At 71.9% G+C, this 2,375-nt stretch carries 3 protein-coding genes; 1 reads left to right on the forward strand and 2 read right to left on the reverse strand.

The features are described 5' to 3' along the window. A partial coding sequence (locus AC1D15_RS27455) for a LysR family transcriptional regulator (protein WP_477828497.1) occupies positions 1–516 on the reverse strand: 516 nt, incomplete at its 3' end. On the opposite strand from AC1D15_RS27455, the gene AC1D15_RS27460 reads away from it, so the two are divergent. Then, a complete protein-coding gene (locus AC1D15_RS27460; protein ID WP_477828495.1) occupies positions 515–1,147 on the forward strand; it encodes an alcohol dehydrogenase catalytic domain-containing protein in 633 nt (210 codons plus the stop codon). The two genes, AC1D15_RS27455 and AC1D15_RS27460, sit on opposite strands and share 2 nt — an antisense overlap. Here the strand turns inward: AC1D15_RS27460 and AC1D15_RS27465 are convergent. Next, positions 1,105–2,375: diguanylate cyclase domain-containing protein (locus AC1D15_RS27465; RefSeq protein ID WP_477828496.1), on the reverse strand; the 1,271-nt coding region annotated here is incomplete at its 5' end. The two genes, AC1D15_RS27460 and AC1D15_RS27465, sit on opposite strands and share 43 nt — an antisense overlap.

A 2,375-nucleotide genomic window follows, 5' to 3' on the forward strand; every position in this document is an offset into this window, starting at 1 on the left:
GCCCCGGCGGGTGCTCGCGACGTACAGGCCGTAGTCGAGGTGCATGAAGCGCCGCTGCACGACCTCGGGCTCACTGAACGGGGCGATGCGGAACACCAGGTCGGCCTCGCGCCGCGCCAGGCTGAACAGCCGRCTGTCGGTGATCAGCTCGATCGTCACCTGCGGGTGCTGGTCCATGAACGCGGCGCACCACGGCGCGAGCAGGTGCACGCCGAACCAGTCCGACGACGAGATCCGCAGCAGGCCGCTCAACGCCACCTGGCCGTCGGCGAGGCGGCGCTCGATCGCCAGCGCTTCCTCCTCGATGCGCTGCGCATGCTGCAGCACCGACTGCCCTTCCTCGGTCAGCACGAAGCCGGCGCTGCCGCGCTGGAACAGCCGCTGGCCGAGCGACTCCTCGAGCGCGCGCAGGCGCCGCCCCATCGTCGGCTGCGTCTGGCCGATGCGCCGCGCGGCACCGCCGAGCGAGCCCTCGCGCGCGACCGCGAGGAACACCTTCACGTCGCTCCACTCCATGTCGTCCTTCACTCCCCTTCCAGCCCACACCACCGCCGCCTTCGTCGATGCGGCCGGCGCGCCCTTCACCGTGCGCGAGATGCCGATGCCGTCGGCCGGCGCGGGCCAGGTCCTCGTCGAGGTCCGGGCCAGCGGCCTGAACCCGCTCGACGCGAAGATCCGAGCCGGCCAGGCCGCCCATGCGCGGCAGCCGCTGCCGGCCGTGCTGGGCATCGACATGACCGGCACCGTGCGCGCGGTCGGCGCCGGCGTATCGCATCTGCAGCCGGGCGACGAGGTGTTCGGCATGGTCGGCGGCGTCGGCGGGCATGCGGGCACGCTGGCCGGCTTCATCGCGGTGGATGCACGGCTGCTGGCGCTGCGGCCGGCCGCGCTGTCACCGCGCGAGGCAGCCGTGCTGCCGCTGGTCACGATCACGGCGTGGGAAGGGCTCGTGGATCGCGCACGGGTGAAGCCCGGTGATCGCGTGCTGGTGCACGGCGGGGCCGGCGGTGTCGGGCACATTGCGGTGCAGTTGGCGCGTGCGCATGGGGCCGAGGTGTGGGCCACCGGCAGCGCGGCGCAGCTCGACGCGATCCACCGGCGTGATCACGCCAACTGGGGAGAAGCCGGAAGCGCCGCACTGAACTGATGCCCCGGCCCGCCATCGACCGGCGTTGCGACGACGGTCAGGCACAGCCGGCCCTCGGCCACTTCGGCCGCGCAGCGGATGCGTCCTGCGAGGCCGGTGCAGGCCGACGCCTGGCTGATCAGGCTCATCAGCGTCTGGATGAGGAACGTCGGGTCGGCGTCGATCCTCAGGGGGCCGGAGATCGTCAGGTCCAGGGTCTGCGCCCGCTCCTCGACGGCGGGTCGGCAGGCGTCCACGGCCACGCCGATGGACGCGGCCGCGTCGAAGCTCTGCCGCCCCGCCGGCAACGGGGCCTCGCCACGCGACGGGGGATCGAGAAGCCCGCTCACGAGACCCAGGATCTTGTCGACCTGTTGCTCGATGATCGCCTGGGCGCGCGGCAACAAGGTGCTCGCGGCGTCCGGCCTGCCCAGGGCCGCGGCGGCCAGCCGGATGGGTGCGAACGGACTGCGCAACTCGTTGGCCACCCAGGCCAGCAAGGTCGCCTGTCGGCGCCGCGTTTCCTCTGCCGCGGCCAGCAGCTCCTGCGCACCGAGCGCGGCCATCACCAGCTGTTCGTTCGCTTCGCGCAGGTGCGCCTGCTGCAGCTCGTGGCCGGCCATCTCCAGCTCGTGGTGGGTCATCCGCTGGTGTTGCGCCCGGACGGACGGGGCCGGCAGGCTCGACTGGCCGGTGGCCTGGTCCGCGTAGAACACGAACCCGCCGAGCGCCTGCTTCTTGGCGAAGTACATCGCCTGGTCGGCGCGGTCGATCAAGGTCTTGGCATCCGCCCCGTCCTCCGGATAGACGCTGATGCCGATGCTCGCCGTCAGGCGCAGGTCAGCACGGCCGGCGGGATCGTGTTCGCGCAGGGCCGCGTTCACCTTCTCCGCGACGATGGCGGCGTCGGCCGCCAGCGCCACCTCGGCGAGCACGATCAGGAATTCGTCACCCCCATGGCGACTGACGGTGTCGGTCTCGCGCACGACCGTCCGCAGGCAATCGGCCACCCGCTGGAGCGCCTGGTCGCCTGCGGCGTGACCCTGCTCGTCGTTGACCTGCTTGAAGCCGTCGAGGTCGAGAAAGAGCAACGCGACGCGGTTGCCATGCCGCTTCGAATTGAAGATCGCGCTCTCCAGGCGGTCCAGCAGCACCGCGCGGGTGGGCAAGCCCGTCAAGGGATCGAGCCCGCCCGTCTGCGACGCCTTGTCGCGCGCGACGTTGGCAATCTCGGCATCGGTGATGGCCC

The organism is Rhizobacter sp. P2_H2, assembly GCF_056403375.1.

Coding starts and splice junctions, on each gene's coding strand:
- AC1D15_RS27460 (WP_477828495.1), top strand. CDS start 515: ATGTCGTCCTTCACTCCCCTTCCAGCCCACACCACCGCCGCCTTCGTC.